The following is a 22,832-nucleotide window of genomic DNA, read 5'->3' on the forward strand; positions in this document are numbered from 1 at the left end:
TTTTGTCGTGCCGCATCGCTGGCGCGCGCCCTGTGCAGGAATCCGCAACATGAAACCGTCGATCATCGTCTCCAGCAGCGACCTCGAGCGCCTCGAGGGTCTGCTCACCCTCCCCGCCTTCCGCAGCCGCAGCGACCTCAACGGCCTGCGCGAGGAACTCGAGCGCGCCGACGTGCGCGAGCCCGAGGAGATGCCAGCCGACGTCATCACGATGAATAGCCGCGCCCGTTTTCTCGAGGAGAACACCGGGCGCGAATACGAGCTGACCCTGGCCTATCCGAAGGACGCCAACGCCGAGGCGCGTCGCGTCTCGATCTTTTCGCCCGCGGGCAGCGCACTGCTGGGCCTGTCGGCCGGGCAGTCGATCGACTGGAAGGGTCCGGATGGCAACGAGATCCGCCTGAAGGTGCTGGAAGTCACCTGGCAACCCGAGGCCAACGGTCAGTTCGACCTCTGATCCGCGAACACGGATGACCGTAATGACGACGGGGGCGTCCGGCTTGGCCGGACGCCCCCGTCGCGTTTCTGGACCGCACTCAGACGGTCAGGCCAGCCGCCTGACTTTCGCCCCCAGTGCCGCGAGCTTTTCTTCCAGCCGCTCGTAGCCGCGGTCAAGATGGTAGATGCGCTCGATCGTGGTCTCGCCCTCGGCCACCAGGCCGGCGACGACGAGACTGGCCGAAGCACGCAGGTCAGTCGCCATCACGGTGGCACCTTCGAGCTTCGCCACACCCTGCACCACCGCGGTGTTGCCGTCAATGCGGATGTCGGCACCGAGGCGCTGCAGCTCGACCGCATGCATGAAGCGGTTCTCGAAGATGGTTTCGCGGATCATCGCCACGCCGTTGGCCACGCAGTTGATCGCCATGAACTGCGCCTGCATGTCGGTCGGAAAGGCCGGATAGGGCGCGGTTCGAAGACTGACGGCATTGAGCCGCGCCGGCGCCATGATGCGGATCGCGTCGCGCTCGGACACCACCTCGCAACCCGCATCCATCAACTTGTCGACCACCGCGTCGAGATAGCTCGAACTTGTGCCGGTCAGGCGCACCGAACCACCGGTGGCCGCGGCTGCGCACAGGTAGGTGCCGGTCTCGATGCGGTCAGGCATGATGCGGTGCGTGGCGCCATGCAGGCGCTCAACGCCGCGGATGCGGATCACGTCGGTCCCAGCGCCCGAAATCTGTGCCCCCATCGACACCAGGCAGTTCGCCAGATCGACCACCTCGGGCTCGCGCGCCGCGTTTTCGATGACCGTTTCGCCATCAGCCAGCACCGCAGCCATCATCAGGTTCTCGGTACCCGTCACCGTCACCATGTCGGTGAACAGGCGCGCTCCCTTCAGCCGCGGCACCGTGGCATGCACGTAGCCATGCTCGACTCGTACGTCGGCACCCATCGCCTGCAGACCCTTGATGTGCTGGTCAACCGGTCGTGCACCGATCGCGCAACCGCCGGGCAGCGATACCCTGGCCTCGCCACAGCGGGCCACGAGCGGGCCGAGCACGAGGATGGACGCACGCATGGTCTTGACCATCTCGTACGGTGCCACCGGGTTGTTCAGACCAGAGGCGTCAAGGGTGACGGTATCGCCAGCACGCTCGACCTTGACCCCCATCTGCCCGAGCAGCGCCAGCAGCGTGCCGATGTCCTTGAGCTGGGGCACATTGGTGTAGGTCACCGGCTCGGCCGTCAGCAGCGCGGTACACAGGATGGGCAGCGCGGCATTCTTGGCGCCGGAAATGGCGATCTCGCCCGACAGACGGGCGCCGCCCTCGATCAGCAGCTTGTCCATGAAGCGCTCACATCCCCAGGTCGCCGCGACCCTCTTCCCACTGCGCGGGCGTGAAGGTCTGCAACTGCAGCGCGTGGATCTCGTTGCCCATCAGGCTACCGAGCGTGGCATACACCGCCTGATGCTGGCGCACGCGGGGCTTGCCCTCGAAGGTGGCACTGACGACGACGCCAGTGAAATGCACCCCGTCGTCACCTTCGATGGCAACGAATTCGCAGGGCAGCCCCTGCTCGATCAGACGCTTGATCTCACTTGCTTCAAACATGATTCATCCTTTACGCCCTCAGCTTGTAGCCCCGCGCGAGCATGGCGAGGGTCAGCGCCGCAAGCGACACGAAACACAGCGACACGACCCCGAGCGACAGCCAGGGCGAAGTGTCGGATTGACCAAAGAAACCGTAGCGGAACCCGTCGATCATGAAGAAGAACGGGTTGAAATGCGAGACGTCCTGCCACACGGGCGGCAGGGAGTGAATGGAGTAGAACACGCCGGACAGCATCGTCAGCGGCATGATCAGGAAGTTCTGGAACGCAGCGAGTTGGTCGAACTTGTCCGCCCAGATGCCGGCGATGACGCCGAACGACCCCAGGATGATCCCGCCCATCACCGCGAACGTCAGCACCCACAACGGGTTGGCGATGCTCAGGTCAACGAAGGGCATGGCCACCAGCAACACGCCGGCACCGACGAAGAGCCCGCGCAGGGTCGAGGCAATCACGTAGGCCGCATAAAACTCACGATAGGACAGCGGCGGCAGCAGCACAAAGATGATGTTGCCAGTGATCTTGCTCTGGATCAGCGAGGACGAACTGTTGGCGAAGGCGTTCTGCAGCACCGACATCATCACCAGGCCCGGCACGAGGAAGCTGGTGTAGGCCACGTCGCCGTACACGGTGACGTGGCGGTCGAGCACATGCGAGAAGATCAGCAGGAACAGCAGGGCATTGAGCACCGGTGCCGCCACGGTCTGAAAACTCACCTTCCAGAAGCGCAGCACCTCCTTGTACAGCAGGGTGCTGAAACCCGTCAGCGGCGAATCGACAGGCATCGGCTCGATGCGGGGTGAGGGCTTGCGCGTCTCAGGCACGATGCATGACCTCCACGAACACCCTCTCCAGGTCGGGCTCTCCCAGCTGCATCTCGCGCAATCCGGCACCGGATTCGCGCAGGCGCGCGAGCAGGCGCTCGACGTCGTCGTAACTGTCGAAGCCGAACTCGACCCAGCCGTCATCGGACGCCAGACCGCCGAGCGCGAGGGCCGCCTCGAGCGTCTCCACACGCACGCGCAGGCTGTGGGTGGCGAAGCGGCGCAGCAGGTTGCCGGTGGTATCCAGGGCGACCACCTTGCCGGCCTTGAGCATGGCGATGCGGCCGCACAAAGTTTCGGCTTCCTCGAGGTAATGCGTCGTCAGCACGATGGTGTGACCGTCGCGATTGAGCTTGCGTACGAACTGCCACAGCCCCTGCCTCAACTCGACGTCGACACCGGCGGTGGGCTCGTCCAGCACGATGACCGGCGGACGGTGCACCAGCGCCTGCGCGACCAGCACGCGGCGCTTCATGCCGCCCGACAGGGTGCGCATGTTGGCGCTGGCCTTGTGCGTCAGATCGAGGCTGGCAAGGATCTCGTCGATCCAATCGTCATTGCCGCGAATGCCGAAGTAGCCCGACTGGATGCGCAACAGTTCGCGCACCGAGAAGAAGGGATCGAACACCAGTTCCTGCGGCACCACGCCGAGATTACGGCGAGCACTGCGGTAATCGGCCGCCACGTCGTGCCCCATGATCTCGAGCGAGCCGCTATCCGGCCGCACCAGCCCCGCCAGCGCCGAGATAAGCGTGGTCTTGCCCGCGCCATTCGGACCGAGCAGGCCGAAGAACTCGCCCTGCGCGATCTCGAGATCGACGCCGCCCAGCGCCTTCAGCGAACCGTACTGCTTGGTGACGGCGCTGACGCGAATCGCAGGCATCGTCATGCCTTCGGCTCCAGCGGCAGGAGCGTGTCGATGTCGTAGAGCGCAGCGAGACTGACGAGTCCCGCGGGCAGGTTGCGCAGCACGATGCGCTGGCCGGACGTCCGCGCCGCGCGCAGCCAGTCAAGGATCAGCGCGAGCGCAGCCGAGTCGGCTGCCGTCACCGCACCAAGATCGACCGTCAACGGCGCCTCTGCGGCCAGTCGCCGTCCCTCCGCCAGCAAGGCGGCGGCGCTCAGCATGGTGAGCGGGCCCTGCGGCGCGAACACCGCCTGCGCGTCACTCATGAGCGTCGCTGCTCCGCCTCGAGCGAGCGATTCTTGGCCTCCAGCGATTTGATCAGGCCGTCTACGCCGCCGCTGCGGATCTCCTGCGTGAAGCTGCTGCGGTAGTTCGTGACCAGGCTGACGCCCGCAACGATGACGTCGAACACCTTCCAGCCGGCATCCGACTTCTCCAGCATGTAGTCGATGCCGATCGGCTGGGCGCCGCTTTGGCGCACCTCGGTACGGACCTGCACCCGCGTGTCAGCGGCCGCGAACCGAGTAGGCCTGAAATCGATGGTCTGGTCGCGATATTGGGTCAGCGCGTTGGAGTAAGTGCGCACGAGCAGCGTACGGAAGGCCTCGGTCAGGCGGGCCTGCTGCTCGGGCGAAGCCTCGCGCCAGTCACGCCCCACGGCCAGCATGGTCATGCGGCGAAAGTCGAAGTGCGGCAGCACCTTGGCGTCGACCAGTTCGATGACGCGATGCACGTCGCCCGCCTGGATCGCCTTGTCGGCGCGCACGATCTCGAGCACCTCGTTGGTCACGTCACGCACCAGCGCATCGGGCGCCTGCTGCGCCGACGCATGCGCTGCGGGCAGCAAGCCGGCAAGCATGAAAAAGCCCAGTGCAATCAGCTTCTTGAAAGTCATGTCAATTACCCGTTCGAATACTTGCATCAGCAAGTTTGTCGCCACCGATGCTGTTCAATTCCAGGCGTTCCACGGCCGCCGCCGCAGCCACGTCAAGCTCCTCACCCAGCGCGGGCGCCCTGCGCGCATCGAAATTCTCGTACTCGCGCGTCACGTTGCCATCGGAAACCTTGTAACGACGTTGTTCAAGGTAGAAGTCGCGGGTGTAGGCGTACTTGTCGATGGTGGCCTCGTCCACGGTCTTCTCCGTGCCGAGGAAGGTCGAGCGGACATGCGTGATGCGCAGCGCGGTGTAACTGTTGCGCGTCGGCACATGATCGATGTTGACCGGGCTCTGGCCCGCCCGGTCGGCTGGCAAGGCGACGGCGTCACGCACCGTGCGCGGCCCGAAGAAGGGCAACACGATGTAGGCGCCTTCGCCTACGCCCCAGCGCCCCAGCGTCTGACCAAGGTCTTCGTCGTGCTTGGGCAAACCCATCTCGGTCGCGACATCAAGCACACCCAGCAGGCCAAAGGTGGAGTTGACGAAGAAGCGCATCAGGTCGGACATGCCGTCCGCACCCTTGCCCTGCAACAGGTTGTTGAGGCCGATCCACGGATCCTCGAGGTTGCCGATGAAGTTGCCCACGCCGGTGCGCACGAACTGCGGCAACACGAACTCGTAGGCCTGCGCCGCAGGCTTCACGACCGCCTTGTCGACCTGCTCGTTGAAGCTGAACATGGCCCGGTTGTACCCCTCGAGCGGGTCATCCGGATTGGCGGTGGTGGCACAGCCGGACAACAGGCTTAGCGACAGGGCGGCCACGGCAAGCGGCTTGCGCGAACGATTTGACACTGCACTCATTGTTGTTTTCTCCAGCGGCGGGTCTGGGGGACTTACTGGGCGGCCGGCTCGGCCGCCTTGTCAAACAGGAACTGGCCGATCAGCTTCTCGAGGACGACGGCCGACTGCGTGATCAGCACCCGGTCGCCCTCCCTAAGCGGCTCGATGTCGGCACCGGCCTCGAGCCCGATGTACTGCTCGCCGAGCAGCCCCGAGGTCAGGATCGATGCCGAGGTATCGGCCGGGAATTCGAAGCGCTTGTCGATCTCCATCTGCACGACCGCGCGATAGGTCTCGGTGTCGAAACGGATCGACTGCACACGACCGACCAGCACGCCGGCGCTCTTGACCGGCGCCCTGACCTTCAGCCCGCCGATGTTGTCGAACGGAGCCTCGATGCGATAGGTCTCCCGGCCATCGAGGCCCGAGAAATTGCCGACCTTCATCGCCAGGAACACCAGCGCGGCAAAGCCGATGGCAACGAAAATGCCGACCCACAGGTCGAGCGCGGTACGACTCATCATTGACCCCGGAACATGAAAGAGGTGAGCACGAAATCGAGCGCCAGGATGGCCAGCGCCGACGTGACGACGGTGCGCGTAATGGCGCGCGAGACGCCCTCCGCGGTGGGCTCGCAGTCGTAGCCCTCGAACACGGCGATCAGCGACACCACCGCGCCGAAGACGAAGGATTTGATCACGCCGTTGACCACGTCGTAGCGGAACTCGACCGCGGCCTGCATCTGCGACCAGAAGGCGCCATCATCGACGCCGATCACCGCAACCGTGATGAACCAGCCGCCGAACACACCCATCGCGGAGAACAGCGCAGCCAGCAGCGGCATCGACAGCACGCCGCCCCAGAAGCGCGGCGCGACCACGCGCGCGATCGGGTTCACCGCCATCATGTCCATGGCCTTCAATTGTTCGGTCGTCTTCATCAGGCCGATCTCCGCGGTAATGGCCGAACCCGCGCGGCTGGCAAACAACAGGGCGGCAATCACCGGACCGAGCTCGCGCAGAAGGGACAAGGCCACCATCACCCCGACAGCATCGGCCGAACCGTAGCGCTGCAGGATATCGTAGCCCTGCAGGCCCAGCACCAGTCCGACGAACAGACCGGAGACCGTGATGATCAGCAGCGACAGCACGCCGCTGAAATAGAGCTCCCGGAACGTCAGGTGAATGCGGCGCACCGACTGGCCCGAAGCCATCAGCAGCGCGAACAGGAAGCGGGTGATGAAGCCGAGGCGCCAGATGCCGTCGATGGTGAGCTTGCCGATGTGGCGCAGCCCGCCGACGATACTGCCGAAGAACGCGTTCATGATCGCCCCCCCTGCAGCAGGCTGTCGATCGGCGCCGCCGGATAATGGAAGGGCACGGGTCCGTCGGCCTCCGCATTGACGAACTGATGCACGAAGGGATCGGTCGAGGCGCGGATCTCGTCCGGCGTACCCTGTGCGACGATCCGCCCGTCGGAAACGAAATAGATGTAGTCCACGATCTCGAGCGACTCATGCACATCGTGCGTGACCATCACCGAACTGGCACCCAGCGCATCGTTCAGGCGCCGGATCAGCTGGCCGATGATGCCGAGCGAGATCGGGTCCAGCCCGGCAAAGGGCTCGTCGTACAGGATCAGCATCGGGTCCAGCGCCACCGCCCGCGCCAGCGCGACGCGACGCGCCATGCCGCCGGAAAGCTCTCCCGGGCGCAGCGAAGCCGCCCCGCGCAAACCGACGGCCTGCAGCTTCATCAGCACCAGGTCGCTGATCATGGACGGCGGCAGGTCGGTGTGCTCGCGCAAGGGGAAAGCCACGTTGTCGAACACACTGATGTCGGTGAACAGCGCCCCGAACTGGAACAGCATGCCCATCCGACGTCGCATCGCATAGAGGTCGGAGCGGCCCATCTTGCCGACGTCGCGACCGTCGACCTCGACCACCCCCGAACTCGCCTTGAGCTGACCGCCGATCAGGCGTAGCAGCGTGGTCTTGCCACAACCGCTGCCACCCATGATCGCCACGACCTGGCCGCGATGCACGCGCAGGTCGATGCCGCGCAGCACCGACCGCTCGCCGTAGGCGAAGCGGACATCGCGAAGGGAAACGAGGGGGGCGCCGCGCTCGGCAGGAATCACAAGGGGCTCTGCATCTGGTATCGAACCGCGCATTCTAGCAGAGGAGAAACATCGCCCCGGGCATGATGCTGCGACGCAACAGCCAACTATTGCACGAACGCACTCATACCTCATCGGGCGAAACTATTGGGGCTAGATCCTAAATGCATATTTCATTTCTCGATAAATGCATTTAGCATTGTTGCATGCCTACCCTTCAGCACGCCGCCTGCCTCGTCCTGCCCGCCCTCTGCGCCGGGCTGATTGGCGCCTGCACAACGCTGCCGCCGGCACCGTCGCCGGAAGGGCACCTGACGACAGGACATTCGCCGTCGCCACACACCGCTCCCCAGACCGCGGCCGCACCCTCAGCCGATCCGCCGCCACCGGCGAGTGCCCCGCCTGCGGCACCAATCCGGGCACGTCCGCTCCGACGCGATGAAACCTACTCGGTCGCGGTTCACGACCTCCCGGTCACCCAACTATTGCTGGCCATCGGCCGGGATGCGCGCCTGAATCTCGACCTGCATCCCGGACTCGAGGGTCGCGTCACACTCAATGCCATCGACCAGCCGCTTGATCGCCTGCTGACCCGCATTGCCCAACTGGCGCCGATCCGCTACGAGATTGAGGGTGACCATCTGAGTGTGCGACCGGACACCCCCTTCCTGCGCAGTTATGCCCTCGATTACGTAAACCTGAGCCGGAGCATGCGGGGCACCGTCGCCACCAGCACGCAGATCGCCACCGGGGCCGGCAGCTCGGGCAACGGCCCGAACGGCGCCGGCAACGCCTCCGTGACCCAGATCGAGACGCGTTCGACAAACGATTTCTGGGAGGTGCTCCAGTCGAACATTCGCGCCATCCTGGCCGATCCGGCGAGCGGCGCCTCCCCGTGCAGATCCGATACAGGCATCTGCCCCGACATCATGCTCAACCCGGGCAGCGGCGTCGTCATGGTGCGCGCCACCGCACGCCAGCACGATCAATTGCGCGCCTTTCTCGGCGAGGTTCAAGCGGCCGCGCGCCGCCAGGTGCTGATCGAGGCGACGATCGTCGAGGTCACACTCGCGGACGGCTACCGGCAGGGCATCGACTGGACGCGGCTTGGCCTGCCCGGCTGGCGCATCGCACCGCGCGGCAGCAACGACGGCGCCGCAGCGGGTTCGCCCACCCTGAGCTACCTGTCCGGCAGCTTCGACATCAAGGTGGAACTCCTCGAGACCTTCGGCACGGTCAAGGTACTGTCCAGCCCGCGACTTTCGGTGCTCAACAACCAGACTGCGATGCTCAAGGTCGTCGAGGAATACGTGTACTTCCTGGTGGACGCCTCCACGACCGAGTATGGCGACAGCGACCGCGAGAAGATCACCGCGACCACGACGCCGCAATCGGTCTCGGTGGGCATGGTGATGTCGGTCACGCCGCAGATCAGCGCCGGCGGCGAGATCACGCTCAACATCCGGCCGACCATCTCCGGTATCGCCGGCTTCAAGGACGATCCCAATCCCTCGCTGCGCAACATCCCCAACCGTGTGCCGCAGATCCGCACGCGCGAGATCGAATCCATGCTGCGCTTGCGCAGCGGCCAGATCGCCGTGCTCGGCGGGCTCATGGAGGACCGCATCGACCACGATACCGGCCGCGTCCCCCTGCTGGGCGACGTGCCGCTGTTGGGCGAGTTCTTCACCCGGCGCGACAACACCGCACGCCGGACCGAGTTGCTGATCTTCCTGCGCCCGCTGCTGATCGACGACCCGAGCACCGACACCGATTACGCGCCTTATGCCGGCCACTTGCCGGACGCCGGCTTCCTCGTCTCCGCGCCGTCGCCGGGGCAGCGCAACCTCCCCTCCATGCCGCTACGCCCGGGGATCCCCACACTGCCCAGCCAGCCATGAATGCCCCCATCCCCATTGGCCAGATCCTCACAGCCGCTCGCCTGATCGGTGCCGACCAGCTACGCATCGCCCTGCACGAGCAACAGCAACGCAAGCGCCCGCTCGGACGACTGCTGGTCGAACTCGGCTTCGTCAGCGACACGGCGCTGCGCGACGCGCTCGCGACCCACTACGGGCACCCCAGTGTCGATCTGGGCGACACCCTCGCCGACCCAGACGCCCTTGCACGCGTGCCTCGCGCACTGGCGCAACGGCATCGCCTGCTGCCCCTGCACTATGACCATGCGTCACAGACGCTGACCATCGCCGCCGCCAACGCAGACGACATCGTCGCCCAGGATCGACTGCGCGCCGAACTGGGGCCCGGGATCCGCGTCGAACTGCGCCTCGCAGCGGACGCCGAGCTGTCGCGCGCGATCGATCGCCACTACGGCCAGCCGGCGGCGATCGACGACATCGTGCACGAGATCGAGCAGCGCGACGCCCGCAGCGAACTGTGGGGCCGCAACGCCACCTCCGACGGTCAGGCCATCGTGCGCCTGGTCGACGCCATGCTCGCCGACGCCGCCGCACGCGGCGCCTCGGACCTTCATTTCGAACCCGAGGCCGGTTTCCTGCGCATCCGCCAGCGCATCGACGGCACGCTGCGCCAGGTGCGCGCACTGCACAAGTCGTTCTGGCCAGAGCTGGCCGTCCGCCTCAAGGTGATGGCCGGGCTCGACATCGCCGAGTCCCGCTGCCCGCAGGACGGCCGCATCTCGATCACGCTGGCCGGCCGCCCGATCGACTTCCGCGTCGCCACGCAGCCCACGCTGCACGGCGAAAACATCGTGCTACGCGTGCTGGACCGCGAGAAGGGCATCGTGCCGCTCAACGCCCTGGGGCTGACCGACGGGCAGCGCGCAATCCTCGACCGCATCCTCGCCCGGCCCGAAGGCCTGACCTTGGTCGTGGGTCCGACCGGCAGCGGCAAGACCACGACGCTGTACTCGATCCTGAATCACCTCAACGCCGAGGCCGTCAACATCATGACGCTCGAAGACCCGGTGGAATACCCACTGGCGCAATTGCGCCAGACCTCGGTCGGGGAGGCTTCGCGGCTGGATTTCGCCGATGGCGTGCGCGCCCTGCTGCGCCAGGATCCCGACATCCTGCTCATCGGCGAGATCCGCGACACGGACACCGCGCGCATGGCACTGCGCGCCGCGCTCACGGGACATCGCGTGTTCTCGACCCTGCACGCCAACTCGGTCGCCGGCGCGCTGCAGCGGCTTGTCGACATCGGCCTGCGGACGGACATGCTGGCTGGCAGCCTCGGCGGCATCATCGCGCAGCGCCTGGTGCGAAGGCTGTGCCCAGACTGCCGGACCGAGACTACCGCAGGCCAGGACGACTGCAGGCTGCTGGGGCTGGACCCGGCCAGCCTGCACCGGATCTTCCATCCCGTCGGCTGCCCCGCCTGCGATTTCCGCGGCTACCGCGGACGCCTGGCCATCATGGAACTGGTCAGGATCGATCCTGCGCTCGACGAGCTCATCCACGAGGGCGCCAGTCTCGGCCGAGTGCGGACCGCGCTGCGCGCCCGTGGTCATGTGAGCCTTGCCGACGACGGCATCCGGCGCGTGCTCGACGGCAGCACATCGATCGCCGAGCTGACCCGCGTCGTGGACCTCGCCGCGCATGCGGACGAGCGTGGAGCAAGCGCATGAATCCCCATCGCTATCGCGCCATGGCAAGCGATGGCCGTCGGGTACGGGGCGAACTCGACGCCATCGACCTGCACGACCTCGAACAGCGCCTGCAGGCGATGGGCCTGGTGTTGATCAATGGCGAGGCCATCCGCCTGCGCTGGCGGACGCGCGCCAAGGTGCCGCGCCGGGAGCTGATCAATTTCTGCTTTCACTTCGAACAACTCCTCGCTGCAGGCGTCCCGCCCTTCGAGGCACTCACGACCATGCGGGATGCCACGACGCATGCGCGCACCAGCGTTCTCATCAGCACGCTGCTCACCGACGTCGAACGAGGACGCCCCTTGTCGGAGGCGATCGCGCGCCCGGACGGCGTCTTCGCACCGGCGCTCGTTTCGCTATTGAAGGCGGGCGAGCAGGCAGGCCGACTGAGCGACGCCGTCCGCGAGATCGGCGCAGCGCTGGAGCGGGAGGAGGCACTCGTCATGCACGCCCGGCGTATCGCGATCTACCCGGCGATCGTCGCCGCCCTGCTGTTGCTCGCGCTCGTCGTGGCACTCGTGCATGTCGTGCCCGAGATGGAAAAGCTCTTCCGCAGCAGCGGCGAGCAATTGCCCCTGCAGACACGGGTGCTGCTCGCCCTGTCTGCCCTCGTCACCAAGCATGGCTGGCTGATGCTGCTGGGCACCGGAGGCCTCGCCGCCACCCTGCAATGGCAGCTCGCCCGTTCCGAGCCGGCACGCGTGCGCGCCCACCGCCTGCTGCTTTCGCTGCCGTTCGTCGGTGGCATCCTGCGCGACATCGGGCTAGCCCGCTTCGCAAGCACCCTCGCCAGCCTCTATGCCGCTGGCGTCCCCGTTATCGATGCTTTGCACATCGCCGAGGACACCACCGGCAATCTCGCGCTACGCAACGCCTTGCGCGACGTGACACGGCAGGTGGAACGGGGCCGTCCGCTTGCGGCAGCCTTCGAGACGGCAAGCGGCTTTCCCGCACTGCTCACCCGCATGGTCCGGGTCGGCGAACAGACCGGCGCGCTCGACCGCGCACTCGACAACGTCGCCCTGCTGTGCCGGCGCGATGTGGATAACGCGATCGGCCGCCTGCAGGCGGCCATCGACCCCGCGCTCACCGTCATGCTGGGCGCCCTGCTGCTGTGGATCGCCAGCGCCATCCTGGGCCCGATCTACGGCCTCATCACCCGGCTTCCTCTCTGACCCATGAGCCGCCGCCAGTTCCTGCGCATCGATTCACTCGGCCTCGAGATATGGCAAACGAATGGACATGACCACAGGTGCGTGGAGCGCCTCTCCCCGCCCCAGATTGCGGACTTCGCCCGCTGGTTGGTAGCACGCCCGCGCGGCGCACGCATCCGCATCCTGATAGACGTCGGCGAAGAAGCGTATGAGACCGAAGTCCTGCCCCGGGTGCGCGGGGCGGACCGCCGCGCCCTCATCGCGCGCAGGCTTGCGCAATGGTTTCCGCAGCCACTCTGGGCCCGTGCCGACGCGCTGCCGGACAGACCCCGCGAGCACGGCGGGGCCACCGAGCGCGTACTGTTCAGCGGCCTGACCCGGCCGGAACGGATCGAACCCTGGATCGACGCCCTGCGCTCGGCAGATGTCCGCATCGAATGCATCATCCCGGCAAGCGCCTTGCTGGCCGCTTGCAGCGGGCTTGCCGACGGCCTGCTCGTCAGCTTCAGCCAGGCCGGCATGCGTTTGACCCTGGTGGAGGAAGGACGTGCCCGCCTGTCCCGTCTCGTCGAAGACTACCCGGCAACTACGGCCGGGCAGAACACCGATTGGCTGAGCGAAATCGCACGCACCGTGCGCTACGCGAGTACGGTCGTCGGCGGAACGGTGCAGCCAGTGGTCGGCATCCTCGCTGCTGCAGCGGCACTGCCATCCACTTGCACGCTCTCGTCGGCGGCTGAACATGGACTCGAGCTGCACTGGCTCGACCCAGCATCGTTCGGCATCTTCACCGGGGAAGGCAAGGGCCTGGATTGCAGCCATCTTCTGCTCCACTGGCTCAACAAGGCATCGCCCCGGCTGGGCTGGCAAACGCCCGCCTCGCCGGGCCGCATGTCACGACCGCAGCGCCTGTTTGTCGGCGTCTCGGCTTCCATCTGTGTGGCCGGGATGGCCGCGGCGGCGCTGAACTGGCAAGACGCAGCACGATTGACACAGGAGCATGCCGCGCAGGAAGCCGCGCTGAGCGCCAAGCGCGAGTTGCTCGCAAGCATTGACGCCTCCATTCCCCCGCTGCCTGCCACGCCCGATCTCATCCGGTCAAGCGCCGAGCAGTTCGAGCAGGCCACGCGCCTGCGCGCCCCGACCCAGGCTCTCTTCGAACACGTCTCCCGCGCGCTCGAGGAGGGCCCTGCAGCCCGCCTGCATTCACTCGCCTGGGAGCTGGAGGCGCCCGGTGTCGCCATCACACTGACGCTCACACAAGCGACGCGCCAGGACATCGAAGCGATTGCCCGACGGCTCGAGCACCTGGGCCCGGTCGCGGTCGAACCCAGCCGTCCGGATGGGCGGTCCGTGATTTCAGTGCGTACTGCGCTCGACAGGCTTGGCAGCGAACGTCCATGAAAGCCATCGAATCACGCCCGTCCAGGCTTGCACGCTTCGCTGCACCAGGGCTTGCCGTGGCCGGGCTCGTCGTGACGGCCAGCTTGCTGATCGGCTCGACCTCCGCCGTCGACGCGGCAGAAACCGCCCTTGACCGCGTGCGTCGCGCGGTCAATCAGATCGATGCCGAACTTGCAGCGGCATCCTCGCGCGCCGAGACAGCCAGGCACGCCACTGCACACTGGCAAGCACTCGAAGCGCTGGCGCGCACGCCCGACCCCCGGCACTGGTCACGCGCGCTGCAGGAAACCGTCGAGCGCCACGACACGGGAAATACTCCCACACGCGTCGTATCGACCTCGCTCTCGCCCCCGCGCCCGCTCGCTGGCGCCCCCGCCTCGCTTCTGCTCCGCAGCGAGATCATCGCCGGGTTTTCCCTCCGCCACGAGGGCCGCCTGCCGCGCCTGCTCGAGGCCATCGAATCTACGCCCCACGTACGCGCGCGCGGCTGCAGGCTGGAACGCGTGGTCAGCCAGTACCCGGCTCGCATCAATGCTGACTGCCGCCTTCTATGGCTGAGCGTCGCCCTGCCTGCAAACGCCAGGACGCCATGAGCAAGACCCGCCCACATCCCGCTTCCGCATGGCCCCTCACGCTGTTACTGGCACTCTGGGGAACGAACGCGCCAGCCGCGGACTTCGGCCGCCTGTTCCATACCCCGGCGGAACGCCACGCCCTCGACCATCCCGCCGAGCCGGCCGTCGATCAAGGCGGCTCGCGCGTCGATCCAGTGTCCCGGCGCATCGACGGGCTCCTTCGCAGCAGCGGCGGGCAAGCCACGATCTGGCTCGATGCCGAGCCGCTCGTCCCGGCGCCGTTCTTTCGCCTTGCCCCCTATCCCGCACTCGAGCTCTTCCCTCGTCCTGCGCCCCGGTTGCGCTTGCACGTCGGCGACAGCTGGCCACCGGCCGCTCCGTCAGCCGGAGACGGTCTGCCGCGGCTCCACGTCCGTTCCCACGGCCCTTCGCACCAATGAGACGTCCCCCAACTAATCACCCGGTCTCCGGCCATGCCCTGCTCGCTGTCCTGCTGCTGGTCGCATTGCTATCGACCGCGGGCCTGCTCGCGAACGGCGAGCTACGCACGCTCGCCGAGGCACGCGCCCAGGCACGCAGCGTCGAAGTCCTCTCCCAGGCACGCGAAGCACTGATCGGCTACGCGATCAGCTACGCCGAGCGCCATCCTGGCGAAGGCTACGGCTACCTGCCCTGCCCCGACGCGGGCAACAGCGGCTCCAGCGCGCTCGGCGCCTGCGGCGCACGCAACGCACCGAGCCTCGGTCGCCTCCCGTGGCGAACACTGGCGCTGCCGGAACTGCGCGACGGATGGCACGAATGCCTGTGGTACGCGGTCGCCGGCAGCATCAAGAACAACCCGAAGCCAGCGGTGCTGAACTGGGACAGCCCCGGCCAGTTCGCACTTCTCGACAGTACCGGGCGGCGGCTCTCGGCAGCCGGTCCCGACGAACTCGCGGTCGCCGTCATCATCGCGCCGGGCCCCGCCCTGGCAGGCCAGATCCGCACCAACACCGGCGCCGGACCGTGCCCGGGTAGTGCGTCGACGAGCGATGATCTGTCGGCCTTCCTCGACGGCGGCAACGGCAGTAGCCTCGTCGTGCCGGCCACCTTCCGCCAGGGCATGACAGGCGACACCGCCAGCAATGATGTGCTTGCCTGGATCGGCATCGACGACATCCACGACGCGCTGCGTCGTCGGAGCGACCATGCGGACCGGATCGCGCGGATCGGCTCTGATGCCGCCGCCGCGCTCGACGCTGCGCTTGCCGACGCGGATTTCATCGCCACCCATCTCGCTCCCGTAGCCGGCGCCCCGGTCGCGACGGGCCTGCTGCCATCCGCTGCCGTGCTCGGCCTCGCCGGCGAGGACGCAGCCGTGCATGACAACTGGCGCGACCAGTTCCGCATTGCAGCCTGCATCGATGGCTCCCCTTGCGTGAGCGTCCATGACACGGACGACGGCGCCACCCGACTCTGCCGGGCGGCGCTGCTCCTCGGCGGCGAACGCATCCGCGAAGGCCCCGAGCGCCAGCAGCGCACAACCACCGCCGAGCGCGCCGATCCCGCGCAGTACCTTGAGGGCGACAACGCGCACAACTACACAGCGGGCATTCCGTGGTTCGCGGGCGCACCTCTGTTCCGCGCCGGCAACCCCAGCCGACCGGCTACCCAGGACGTCGTCCGATGCATCCCATGAACACGCCCGGTCCGGCCCAAACGCTCCCTCCCCACACCAGCGGTTTAGCGCAAGGCGGATTCACCCTCGCCGAGCTTGCGATCGTGCTGGTGATCCTGTCGCTTCTGGCGGGCGGGCTCATGGTGCCACTGGGCGCACGCATCGACGCGCGCGACCGTCAGCTCAGCATCGAGCGCCTGCGTGACATCCAGCATGCACTCACCGGCTTCGCCATCATCCACGGCCGCCTGCCCTGCCCCAGCACCGAGGACGACCCGGGCGCGCCCGGCTACGGCATCGAGGACAGCCCACCCTGCAACACCGCCCGCGAAGGACGACTGCCGTGGCTGACCCTAGGGCTCCAGCCCACCGACGCCTGGGGGCTGCCACGCCGGACCCGCAGCGACGACTGGGGCGGACACTGGCACTACCGGGTCGACCGCGCCTTCGCCAACACCGCCATCAGCGCCGCGACCGCCCCCACCGACGACCTGCAGATCCGCGGCCACGACGGCAGCCGCATCACCGTTACCGACTCGCAGGCGGTCGCCATCGTCTATTCGACCGGTCCCAACCGCCGCGCCGACGGCCTCAACGCCAGCTACTCCACGACCTACCAGGCCGGCGAGACCACCCCCGACCACGACGACCTGCTGGTCTGGATCGGCCGCCCATTGTTGATCGCGCGCCTGGCACAGGCCGGCCGGCTCTGACCCCCGATTTCACCCACCACCCAGGAGACAACACCGATGCAACCCCGCCAACAAGGTTTCACCCTCGTCGAGATTGCCGTCGTACTGCTCATCGTCGGCCTGCTGCTCGGCGGCGTGCTCAAGGGGCAGGAGCTGATCGACAGCGCCAAGGTCAAGAACCTGGCGCAGGACTTCCGCACCATCCCGGCCCTCGTTCACGCTTACCAGGACCGCTTTCGTGCCCTGCCGGGGGACGACGCCCGCGCCCGGCTTCACCTGTGCCCGGGCGGCGCCGAATGCACCGCGCTCGGCAATGGCAACGGAATTATTGACGGCGCCTGGAACGACACCACGGACAGCGACGCCTTCCGCTTCTGGCAGCATGTCAGGCTGGCGAACCTCGCCAGCGGCAGCAGCGATACCGGCAGCGCAAGCTACCTGCCGCGCAACACCCTCGGCGGCAGGCTGGGCGTGCAGCGCGCCGGCACCCTGCTCGGCATCAGTGGCGGCATCCTGACGTGCTCGGCGAGCATCCCGGGCAAACTGGCGCGCCAGCTCGACATCGCGCTGGACGACGGCGACCCGTCGACCGGTTCGATGCGTGCCGGCAGCGACGCAGGCGGTTCGCTCACCGCCGTCTCGGCCGACGCCCCGCTTGACGACGCGGCAAGCTACACGGTGTGTGCCAGCCTGTAAGCGCGACTTGCTCAGGCACGCGGCCGCAGGTGCGCCGCGGCGCCTGAGCCGGAGAGGCGGGCACCCACCGCAGTCGGGCGACTACCCGGACAGCGGCCCGGCGGTCGACTGGTATAGAATCGCGAGTCGTTGCTGCACAGCGCCATCCGCATTCGTGCGCGTCACTGGTGCCTGTTGCAGCCCTTGAACGCACGGATTCGACCGCCCCGATGAGCTCCACCGCCGACAGTCCCACCCTCGCCCTTGCACGCCGCGTGCTCCGCATCGAAGCGGCCGCGGTCGCTGCCCTGGCCGACCGCATCGGGCCGGAATTCGAGCGCGCGGTCGCACTCATCCTGCAGCGCCACGGCCGCGTCATCGTGACCGGCATCGGCAAGTCCGGCCATATCGGCCGCAAGCTCGCAGCCACGCTCGCAAGCACCGGCACGCCGGCCTATTTCGTGCACGCGGCCGAGGCGGCGCACGGCGACCTCGGCATGATCACGCCGGAAGACGTGGTGATCGCGCTGTCAAACTCGGGCACCAGCGAGGAAGTGCTCACCATCGTCCCGCTGGTGAAACGGCAGGGTGCGAGGCTGATCTCGATCACGGGTCGCCCCGAGTCACCGCTGGCGCAACAGGCCGACGTCCATCTCGAGGCCGCGGTCGCCGAGGAAGCCTGTCCGCTGAACCTTGCACCGACCGCGAGCACCACGGCCACGCTCGCGCTGGGCGATGCGCTCGCCGTCGCGCTGCTGGATGCGCGCGGCTTCGGCGCCGACGATTTTGCCCGCTCCCACCCCGGCGGCGCACTGGGTCGCCGCCTGCTGACCCACGTGCGCGACGTGATGCGCCCGGCCGAAACCGTACCCGCCGTCGCGCCCGACGCGCCGCTGACCGACGCCTTGCTGGCGATGACAGCCGGCGGCATGGGCATGACCGCCGTCACCGCTGAGGCCACGCAGCCGATCGGCATCTTCACTGACGGGGACCTGCGCCGTGCGCTTGAGAAGGGCTGCGACGTGCGCAGCGCCCGGCTGGCCGACGTGATGACCCGCAACCCGCGCTCGATCGGGCCGGATGCGCTGGCAGTCGAGGCGGCAGAACTGATGGAGCGCATGCGCATCAGCCAGTTGCTGGTGGTCGGCAAGGATGGTCGCCTGCTCGGCGCACTGACGACCCACGACCTGATGCTGGCGAAGGTGATCTGAACCGTGAACACCTATCGCCTCTACCCCATCCTTGTCCTCGCCCTGCTGGCCGGCGCGTCCGTCTGGCTCGAGCGCGTCACGCGGATCGACGACCCCGTGGGTAGCCGGGCGGAGCAGACCGGCCCCGACTTCATCGCCGAACACACGCGCGTGGTCGGCTTCGCTGCGGACGGCTCGCAGCGCTACGAACTGTTCGCCGATCGTATGACGCACTTCCCGCAGGGCGACATCACCCGGCTCGAGCAGCCGCGCCTGCGCATGGACAACCAGGGGCGGGAAACGCGCATCACGGCCGAGCAGGCCGAGATTTCGCCCGGTGGCGAGCAGGTCGACATGCGCGGCGACGTCAAGGTACGTCGCCCTGGCTCGACCGACGAGCCCGCGCTAGCCCTCGATTCCGAAACCCTTACGGTGTGGCCGGATTCCTACCGCGCGCTCACCGACTCCCCCGTGGTCCTAACCCGGGGCAACACGCGTGCCGACGCGCTCGGCATGCGCGCCGACAATCTCTTCGGCACCCTCGAACTGCTCGGCCAGGTGCGCGTCAACATGCCCCGCCGCCAAGGATCCGCTTCATGAAAGCCCGAATCTCCATCGCCCCGCTTGCCATCGCCCTCGCCACCCTGTTCGGCATGAGCCAGCATGCATTCGCTGAGCGTGCCGATCGCGACCAGCCGGTCAACATCGAAGCCGACAACATGACCGTCGACGACCGCAACAAGGTGCATGTATTCGAAGGCAGCGTGGTTCTAACCCAGGGCAGCCTTGTCATCAAGGGTGACAAGCTGGTCGTCACCCAGGACGCCGCGGGCTTCCAGAACGGCGTCGCCACCGCCAGCGGCGGCAAGCTCGCCACCTTCCGCCAGAAGCGCGAGGGCACGAACGAATACGTCGACGGCGAGGCCGAGCGCATCGAATACGACAGCCGCAACGAGCGCGCCCGCCTCTTCAACCGTGCGCGCGTCACCAGCGGCGGCGACGAGGTACGCGGCGCCTACATCGAATACGACGCCATCACCGAGAACTACCTCGCCACCAATGCGCCGGGCGGCAGCAAGCCCGCCGCCGGCAGTGACACCCGCGTCCGCGCCGTCATCCAGCCCAAGAACGACAACAAGCCCACCGCTGCGCAATAGCGGTTTTTCCTGCAACAGCACTGGAGTCAGCATGAGCTTCGAACTCATCATCGCCGAAACCCGTGGCCGCGTCGGCCTGATCACCCTGAACCGCCCCAAGGCGCTGAATGCGCTGAACGACCAGGTCATGGACGAGATTGGCGCTGCACTCGACGGCTTCGAGGCCGACGACAACATCGGCGCCATCGTCATCACCGGCTCCGAGAAAGCCTTCGCTGCCGGCGCCGACATCGGCGCCATGGCGACCTTCTCTTACATGGACGCCTACAAGGGCGACTACATCAGCCGCAACTGGGAACGCGTCAAGACCTGCCGCAAGCCGGTCATTGCGGCTGTCGCGGGTTTTGCGCTTGGCGGAGGCTGCGAACTGGCGATGATGTGCGACATCATCATCGCGGCTGATTCGGCGAAGTTCGGCCAGCCCGAAGTCAAGCTCGGCATCCTGCCCGGCGCTGGCGGCACGCAGCGCCTGCCGCGCGCGGTCGGCAAGGCCAAGGCGATGGACCTGTGCCTGACCGCCCGCTTCATGGACGCCGCCGAAGCCGAGAAGGCCGGCCTGGTGTCGCGCGTCGTCCCGGCCGACAAGCTCGTCGATGAGGCGCTCGCCGCAGCGGAGACGATTGCCAGTTTCTCCCTGCCGGTGGTCATGATGATCAAGGAGTCCGTCAACCGCGCCTTCGAGAGCAGCCTGAACGAAGGCCTGCTGTTCGAGCGCCGCGTCTTCCACTCGGCCTTTGCCCTCAACGACCAGAAGGAAGGCATGGCCGCCTTCGTCGAGAAGCGCAAGGCCAGCTTCCGCCACGATTGACGCATCGCCGCATGCACCGGAACGGCCGCCCCCGGGCGGCCTTTTTTCGTCCGTCGATCGCTGCGCCGCAGAACGACCTCGTCATTTTTCTGTAAGGCAGCTTTGGCAGACTCCGGACCGGAGACGGGCAAGCACGCTGGGGACAGACTCGGGCGGGGCAGGAAGCGCCGGGATAGATTGAAATTATCGATTCACTATTGTGCGATGCACAAGTTTTCCCTTGACTTGAATGACGACGTCCCTATAATCCAGACCATGCTGCAACGCAACATCGCGGCAAACCCAACCCGATGTTTCTGCATTGACCACCATTCGAGGAGATTCAAATGTCCGCTTTCGTTACCCCCGAGCAGTTCGCCAACACCAACAAGGCCAACGTCGAGACCCTGCTGACCCTGGCTAACGCCGCCTTCGCCAGCGCCGAGCGCCTGGCTGCCCTGAACCTGAACACCGCCCGTTCGATCCTGGAAGACGGCGTTGCCAACACCAAGGCTCTGCTGGCCGTCAAGGACGTGCAGGAACTGGTGAACCTGCAGGCTTCGCTGGCCCAGCCGATCGTCGAGAAGGCCGTCGCCTACGCCCGCAGCGTCTACGAGATCACCTCGCAGAGCCAGGAAGAAGTGTCGAAGGTTCTGGAAGGCCAGGTCGCCGAGCTGAACAAGGGCGTCGCCACCGCGCTGGACAAGGCTGCCAAGTCCGCCCCGGCTGGTTCCGACGTTGCCGTCGCCGCTGTCAAGTCGGCCATCGCCGCCGCCAACAGCGCCTACGACAGCATGAGCAAGGCTGCCAAGCAAGTCGCCGAGATCGCCGAAGCCAACGTGGCCGCCGCGACCAACGCCACCGTCAAGGCCGTCAGCACCACCACCAAGACCACCGCCAAGAAGGCCGCCTGAGTCCTGACGGTTCAAGCTTCACGAAACGGCCCCGCAGTGCGGGGCCGTTTTGCGTTTACAACGCCATCAAGAAACACCGCAACGCGGAAGCGCAGCCTCAGTCGTACTTGATGTAACGGAACCGCGGATCATCGCCGGGCGTGCCTTCCAGCACGCCACCCTCGCGCGCGGGTTGCCACTGCACCACGTCCTCGATCTTCCGGGCCAGCGCGAAGTCGCGCTCGGTGACCCCCTTCGACGAATGCGTCGTCAGCTTCACGATCACGAAGGCGTAGGAAACGGCCAGGTCCGGGTGATGCCAGGCGGCCTCGGCCAGATGACCGATGGTATTGACCACCATGAGCGTGCCCTTCCAGCCTTCAGTCCGGTACTTGCGCCGGATCCAGCCATTCTCGAGATACCAGTGGGGCAGTTCCGCCGCCAGTCGGCTGCGGATATCGTCATCGGAAATCACCGGCAGCCTGTCGCTCATCTCGGTCTCCTCTCGGATCGGGCTTTCACTTTAGTCATGCGACCGGCCGAATGCCACGTTCCCCGCTCGCCAGCGAGGTCACTCGGGTGACGGGGGTTTCTCCGCAGCGGCCTGGCCGGCGGTGTCAGCCGCACCCGCATAGTGATGCGGGAACAGCCGCCGCATCTCGTTCTCGATCCACGCCTCGGCACGCTGGTTGATGTCGTCGGCCCTGACGCCCTTGACCTCGATCACCGGCCCGATGCTAACGACGATCTCCCCCGGGTGCTTGATGAAGGCGTTGCGCCGCCAGAACTCGCCCGCGTTGTGTGCCACCGGCACCACCGGCACGCCCGCACGCTTGGCCAGAATCGCCCCGCCCGGCTTGTAGCGCCGCACCGTCCCCGGCGCAACGCGCGTGCCTTCCGGGAACACAACGACCCACAGGCCTTCCTTGAGTCGCTCGCGCCCCTGCTCCACCACCTGCGCCATCGCATCCTTGCCCGCCGCGCGGTCGATCGCGATGCCCGGGATCATGCCGAGCGCCCAACCGAAGAAAGGAACGCGCAGCAGTTCGCGCTTGAGCACGTAGCACAGCGGTGGAAAGATCTGCTGCAACGCGATGGTTTCCCACGCCGACTGATGCTTCGACAACACCACCGCTGGGCCGGCCGGAATGTTCTCGGCACCGATGATGCGGTAGCGAATTCCCAGCACATGCTTGATCACCCACATCATGATTGGCACCCACGACGTGATCAGGCGATGGCGCGTCATCGGAGGGAGCCAGAAGATCAATGTCGCGAAGATCGCGTACGGCACCGTGATCAGGGTGAGCAGGAGAGCGAAGACGACGGAGCGGATCAGATGCACGATGAGGTTCGCAATGAGACGGGGAAGGCGCCGCGCGGGATGGCGC

At 66.8% G+C, this 22,832-nt stretch carries 27 protein-coding genes; 15 read left to right on the plus strand and 12 right to left on the minus strand.

Annotated elements, in window-relative coordinates; all coding sequences use genetic code 11:
• The first annotated feature begins 49 nt into the window (after positions 1–49).
• Positions 50–457: a nucleoside diphosphate kinase regulator gene (gene rnk / locus CGK74_RS01935; protein ID WP_094266843.1), complete on the plus strand. Its 408-nt coding sequence runs from the start codon at positions 50–52 to the stop codon at positions 455–457.
• An 87-nt stretch (positions 458–544) separates the two neighbouring features.
• Here the strand turns inward: rnk and murA are convergent, their stop codons facing one another.
• Genes murA through CGK74_RS01985 form a run of 10 tightly spaced genes read right to left on the minus strand, consistent with a single transcriptional unit; the run spans position 545 to position 7,647 of the window.
• Positions 545–1,795, minus strand: coding sequence for a UDP-N-acetylglucosamine 1-carboxyvinyltransferase (gene murA, locus CGK74_RS01940; protein ID WP_094266844.1), 1,251 nt, complete (start codon positions 1,793–1,795; stop codon positions 545–547).
• A 7-nt stretch (positions 1,796–1,802) separates the two neighbouring features.
• On the minus strand, positions 1,803–2,060 hold the full coding sequence (locus CGK74_RS01945) for a BolA family protein (RefSeq protein WP_094266845.1): 258 nt from the start codon (positions 2,058–2,060) through the stop codon (positions 1,803–1,805).
• 10 nt (positions 2,061–2,070) lie between these two features.
• Positions 2,071–2,844 carry an ABC transporter permease gene (locus CGK74_RS01950; RefSeq protein ID WP_094266846.1) on the minus strand — a complete coding sequence of 258 codons (774 nt, stop codon included), beginning with the start codon at positions 2,842–2,844 and terminating at the stop codon, positions 2,071–2,073.
• Positions 2,845–2,875: 31 nt separating this feature from the next.
• Positions 2,876–3,772, minus strand: a complete 897-nt coding sequence (locus CGK74_RS01955) for an ABC transporter ATP-binding protein (RefSeq protein WP_094266847.1) — start codon at positions 3,770–3,772, stop codon at positions 2,876–2,878.
• Positions 3,769–4,056, minus strand: coding sequence for an STAS domain-containing protein (locus CGK74_RS01960; protein ID WP_094266848.1), 288 nt, complete (start codon positions 4,054–4,056; stop codon positions 3,769–3,771). Before CGK74_RS01960 ends, CGK74_RS01955 begins: the two co-directional genes overlap by 4 nt.
• On the minus strand, positions 4,053–4,685 hold the full coding sequence (locus CGK74_RS01965) for an MlaC/ttg2D family ABC transporter substrate-binding protein (protein ID WP_094266849.1): 633 nt from the start codon (positions 4,683–4,685) through the stop codon (positions 4,053–4,055). The genes CGK74_RS01960 and CGK74_RS01965 overlap by 4 nt, the downstream gene beginning before the upstream one ends.
• A gap of 1 nt (position 4,686) precedes the next feature.
• Entirely contained in the window at positions 4,687–5,529 is an 843-nt protein-coding gene (locus CGK74_RS01970) for an MlaA family lipoprotein (protein WP_094266850.1), read from the minus strand.
• 32 nt (positions 5,530–5,561) lie between these two features.
• Entirely contained in the window at positions 5,562–6,029 is a 468-nt protein-coding gene (gene mlaD, locus CGK74_RS01975) for an outer membrane lipid asymmetry maintenance protein MlaD (protein ID WP_206186182.1), read from the minus strand.
• Positions 6,029–6,832, minus strand: coding sequence for a lipid asymmetry maintenance ABC transporter permease subunit MlaE (gene mlaE, locus CGK74_RS01980; RefSeq protein ID WP_094266852.1), 804 nt, complete (start codon positions 6,830–6,832; stop codon positions 6,029–6,031). Before mlaE ends, mlaD begins: the two co-directional genes overlap by 1 nt.
• Complete coding sequence (locus CGK74_RS01985; RefSeq protein ID WP_420823160.1) at positions 6,829–7,647, minus strand: ABC transporter ATP-binding protein; 819 nt, start codon at positions 7,645–7,647, stop codon at positions 6,829–6,831. Before CGK74_RS01985 ends, mlaE begins: the two co-directional genes overlap by 4 nt.
• A gap of 464 nt (positions 7,648–8,111) precedes the next feature.
• Here CGK74_RS01985 and CGK74_RS01990 point away from each other — a divergent pair, with 464 nt between their 5' ends.
• The 14 genes from CGK74_RS01990 to CGK74_RS02055 all read left to right on the plus strand — a co-directional run bounded on the left by CGK74_RS01990 (position 8,112) and on the right by CGK74_RS02055 (position 21,462).
• Positions 8,112–9,527 carry a pilus (MSHA type) biogenesis protein MshL gene (locus tag CGK74_RS01990; RefSeq protein WP_240498594.1) on the plus strand — a complete coding sequence of 472 codons (1,416 nt, stop codon included), beginning with the start codon at positions 8,112–8,114 and terminating at the stop codon, positions 9,525–9,527.
• Positions 9,524–11,236: a GspE/PulE family protein gene (locus tag CGK74_RS01995; RefSeq protein WP_094266855.1), complete on the plus strand. Its 1,713-nt coding sequence runs from the start codon at positions 9,524–9,526 to the stop codon at positions 11,234–11,236. The genes CGK74_RS01990 and CGK74_RS01995 overlap by 4 nt, the downstream gene beginning before the upstream one ends.
• On the plus strand, positions 11,233–12,432 hold the full coding sequence (locus CGK74_RS02000) for a type II secretion system F family protein (RefSeq protein ID WP_094266856.1): 1,200 nt from the start codon (positions 11,233–11,235) through the stop codon (positions 12,430–12,432). The genes CGK74_RS01995 and CGK74_RS02000 overlap by 4 nt, the downstream gene beginning before the upstream one ends.
• Before the next feature lie 3 nt (positions 12,433–12,435).
• On the plus strand, positions 12,436–13,815 hold the full coding sequence (locus CGK74_RS02005; protein WP_094266857.1) for a beta clamp domain-containing protein: 1,380 nt from the start codon (positions 12,436–12,438) through the stop codon (positions 13,813–13,815).
• A complete protein-coding gene (locus tag CGK74_RS02010) occupies positions 13,812–14,408 on the plus strand; it encodes a hypothetical protein (protein WP_133091756.1) in 597 nt (198 codons plus the stop codon). The genes CGK74_RS02005 and CGK74_RS02010 overlap by 4 nt, the downstream gene beginning before the upstream one ends.
• Complete coding sequence (locus tag CGK74_RS18725; RefSeq protein WP_133091758.1) at positions 14,405–14,830, plus strand: hypothetical protein; 426 nt, start codon at positions 14,405–14,407, stop codon at positions 14,828–14,830. Before CGK74_RS02010 ends, CGK74_RS18725 begins: the two co-directional genes overlap by 4 nt.
• Positions 14,827–16,068: a hypothetical protein gene (locus tag CGK74_RS02020; RefSeq protein WP_094266860.1), complete on the plus strand. Its 1,242-nt coding sequence runs from the start codon at positions 14,827–14,829 to the stop codon at positions 16,066–16,068. The genes CGK74_RS18725 and CGK74_RS02020 overlap by 4 nt, the downstream gene beginning before the upstream one ends.
• Entirely contained in the window at positions 16,065–16,760 is a 696-nt protein-coding gene (locus CGK74_RS02025) for a type II secretion system protein (RefSeq protein ID WP_094266861.1), read from the plus strand. The genes CGK74_RS02020 and CGK74_RS02025 overlap by 4 nt, the downstream gene beginning before the upstream one ends.
• 36 nt (positions 16,761–16,796) lie before the next feature.
• Positions 16,797–17,435, plus strand: coding sequence for a prepilin-type N-terminal cleavage/methylation domain-containing protein (locus CGK74_RS02030; protein WP_094266862.1), 639 nt, complete (start codon positions 16,797–16,799; stop codon positions 17,433–17,435).
• 209 nt (positions 17,436–17,644) lie between these two features.
• Positions 17,645–18,625, plus strand: a complete 981-nt coding sequence (locus CGK74_RS02035; RefSeq protein WP_094266863.1) for a KpsF/GutQ family sugar-phosphate isomerase — start codon at positions 17,645–17,647, stop codon at positions 18,623–18,625.
• A 3-nt stretch (positions 18,626–18,628) separates the two neighbouring features.
• Complete coding sequence (lptC, locus tag CGK74_RS02040) at positions 18,629–19,204, plus strand: LPS export ABC transporter periplasmic protein LptC (RefSeq protein ID WP_094266864.1); 576 nt, start codon at positions 18,629–18,631, stop codon at positions 19,202–19,204.
• A 53-nt stretch (positions 19,205–19,257) separates the two neighbouring features.
• Positions 19,258–19,761, plus strand: coding sequence for a lipopolysaccharide transport periplasmic protein LptA (gene lptA, locus CGK74_RS02045; RefSeq protein WP_420823163.1), 504 nt, complete (start codon positions 19,258–19,260; stop codon positions 19,759–19,761).
• Positions 19,762–19,792: 31 nt separating this feature from the next.
• Positions 19,793–20,569 carry an enoyl-CoA hydratase gene (locus CGK74_RS02050; protein ID WP_094266866.1) on the plus strand — a complete coding sequence of 259 codons (777 nt, stop codon included), beginning with the start codon at positions 19,793–19,795 and terminating at the stop codon, positions 20,567–20,569.
• Between the two features lie 326 nt (positions 20,570–20,895).
• Positions 20,896–21,462, plus strand: coding sequence for a phasin family protein (locus CGK74_RS02055; protein ID WP_094266867.1), 567 nt, complete (start codon positions 20,896–20,898; stop codon positions 21,460–21,462).
• A 97-nt stretch (positions 21,463–21,559) separates the two neighbouring features.
• Here CGK74_RS02055 and CGK74_RS02060 read toward each other — a convergent pair whose 3' ends face one another.
• Both CGK74_RS02060 and CGK74_RS02065 read right to left on the minus strand, forming a co-directional pair.
• Positions 21,560–21,934: a 4a-hydroxytetrahydrobiopterin dehydratase gene (locus CGK74_RS02060; RefSeq protein WP_094266868.1), complete on the minus strand. Its 375-nt coding sequence runs from the start codon at positions 21,932–21,934 to the stop codon at positions 21,560–21,562.
• Positions 21,935–22,012: 78 nt separating this feature from the next.
• Positions 22,013–22,786 (minus strand): lysophospholipid acyltransferase family protein, encoded by a 774-nt coding sequence (locus CGK74_RS02065; RefSeq protein WP_094266869.1) that lies wholly within the window; start codon positions 22,784–22,786, stop codon positions 22,013–22,015.
• Between the last annotated feature and the right edge of the window lie 46 nt (positions 22,787–22,832).

Origin of the sequence: Thauera propionica (assembly GCF_002245655.1) — a bacterium.
Lineage (GTDB): Bacteria > Pseudomonadota > Gammaproteobacteria > Burkholderiales > Rhodocyclaceae > Thauera > Thauera propionica.

What these genes read in the sequence shown, in the direction of transcription:
- rnk (WP_094266843.1), top strand. Translation starts at nt 50, where the DNA reads ATGAAACCGTCGATCATCGTCTCCAGCAGCGACCTCGAGCGCCTCGAG.
- murA (WP_094266844.1), bottom strand. Translation starts at nt 1,795, where the DNA reads ATGGACAAGCTGCTGATCGAGGGCGGCGCCCGTCTGTCGGGCGAGATC.
- CGK74_RS01945 (WP_094266845.1), bottom strand. Translation starts at nt 2,060, where the DNA reads ATGTTTGAAGCAAGTGAGATCAAGCGTCTGATCGAGCAGGGGCTGCCC.
- CGK74_RS01950 (WP_094266846.1), bottom strand. Translation starts at nt 2,844, where the DNA reads ATGCCTGTCGATTCGCCGCTGACGGGTTTCAGCACCCTGCTGTACAAG.
- CGK74_RS01955 (WP_094266847.1), bottom strand. Translation starts at nt 3,772, where the DNA reads ATGACGATGCCTGCGATTCGCGTCAGCGCCGTCACCAAGCAGTACGGT.
- CGK74_RS01960 (WP_094266848.1), bottom strand. Translation starts at nt 4,056, where the DNA reads ATGAGTGACGCGCAGGCGGTGTTCGCGCCGCAGGGCCCGCTCACCATG.
- CGK74_RS01965 (WP_094266849.1), bottom strand. Translation starts at nt 4,685, where the DNA reads ATGACTTTCAAGAAGCTGATTGCACTGGGCTTTTTCATGCTTGCCGGC.
- CGK74_RS01970 (WP_094266850.1), bottom strand. Translation starts at nt 5,529, where the DNA reads ATGAGTGCAGTGTCAAATCGTTCGCGCAAGCCGCTTGCCGTGGCCGCC.
- mlaD (WP_206186182.1), bottom strand. Translation starts at nt 6,029, where the DNA reads ATGAGTCGTACCGCGCTCGACCTGTGGGTCGGCATTTTCGTTGCCATC.
- mlaE (WP_094266852.1), bottom strand. Translation starts at nt 6,832, where the DNA reads ATGAACGCGTTCTTCGGCAGTATCGTCGGCGGGCTGCGCCACATCGGC.
- CGK74_RS01995 (WP_094266855.1), top strand. Translation starts at nt 9,524, where the DNA reads ATGAATGCCCCCATCCCCATTGGCCAGATCCTCACAGCCGCTCGCCTG.
- CGK74_RS02000 (WP_094266856.1), top strand. Translation starts at nt 11,233, where the DNA reads ATGAATCCCCATCGCTATCGCGCCATGGCAAGCGATGGCCGTCGGGTA.
- CGK74_RS02005 (WP_094266857.1), top strand. Translation starts at nt 12,436, where the DNA reads ATGAGCCGCCGCCAGTTCCTGCGCATCGATTCACTCGGCCTCGAGATA.
- CGK74_RS02010 (WP_133091756.1), top strand. Translation starts at nt 13,812, where the DNA reads ATGAAAGCCATCGAATCACGCCCGTCCAGGCTTGCACGCTTCGCTGCA.
- CGK74_RS18725 (WP_133091758.1), top strand. Translation starts at nt 14,405, where the DNA reads ATGAGCAAGACCCGCCCACATCCCGCTTCCGCATGGCCCCTCACGCTG.
- CGK74_RS02020 (WP_094266860.1), top strand. Translation starts at nt 14,827, where the DNA reads ATGAGACGTCCCCCAACTAATCACCCGGTCTCCGGCCATGCCCTGCTC.
- CGK74_RS02025 (WP_094266861.1), top strand. Translation starts at nt 16,065, where the DNA reads ATGAACACGCCCGGTCCGGCCCAAACGCTCCCTCCCCACACCAGCGGT.
- CGK74_RS02030 (WP_094266862.1), top strand. Translation starts at nt 16,797, where the DNA reads ATGCAACCCCGCCAACAAGGTTTCACCCTCGTCGAGATTGCCGTCGTA.
- CGK74_RS02035 (WP_094266863.1), top strand. Translation starts at nt 17,645, where the DNA reads ATGAGCTCCACCGCCGACAGTCCCACCCTCGCCCTTGCACGCCGCGTG.
- lptA (WP_420823163.1), top strand. Translation starts at nt 19,258, where the DNA reads ATGAGCCAGCATGCATTCGCTGAGCGTGCCGATCGCGACCAGCCGGTC.
- CGK74_RS02050 (WP_094266866.1), top strand. Translation starts at nt 19,793, where the DNA reads ATGAGCTTCGAACTCATCATCGCCGAAACCCGTGGCCGCGTCGGCCTG.
- CGK74_RS02055 (WP_094266867.1), top strand. Translation starts at nt 20,896, where the DNA reads ATGTCCGCTTTCGTTACCCCCGAGCAGTTCGCCAACACCAACAAGGCC.
- CGK74_RS02060 (WP_094266868.1), bottom strand. Translation starts at nt 21,934, where the DNA reads ATGAGCGACAGGCTGCCGGTGATTTCCGATGACGATATCCGCAGCCGA.